Raw genomic sequence first — 309 nt, 5'->3', positions numbered from 1 at the left:
ATTTTTTTTCTTATCCTAATTGTTCTGCCTCTAGATCTGCTTTATTAACGGGCAGATATCCATATCGTACTGGCGTAACCGCCGTTACGCAAGTTGATCATTTCATGAATAGTTCTGAAGTTACTATTGCGGAAGTTCTAAAGGATAATGGTTACAGAACTGGAATTTTCGGAAAATGGCATCTAGGAGATAACACTCCTATGAGACCAACCGATCAAGGATTTGAAGAAGCTCTTGTACACAAAGGCGGAGGTATTGGTCAAGCTGCTGGTCCTGCAGGAAACACCTATTTTAATCCTGTTCTAGAAC

Annotated in this window: 1 protein-coding gene; it reads left to right on the top strand. The window is 40.5% G+C overall.

Annotated elements, in window-relative coordinates:
• Nucleotides 1–309 (top strand): sulfatase-like hydrolase/transferase (locus tag KI686_RS16245; RefSeq protein ID WP_237590366.1); only part of this gene is annotated, 309 nt, incomplete at both ends.

It is taken from the genome of Polaribacter sargassicola, from assembly GCF_021991835.1.
Taxonomy (GTDB): Bacteria; Bacteroidota; Bacteroidia; order Flavobacteriales; family Flavobacteriaceae; genus Polaribacter; species Polaribacter sargassicola.
Note: the sequence above shows the minus strand (reverse complement) of the source record. Positions and strands in the feature narration are given on the sequence as shown.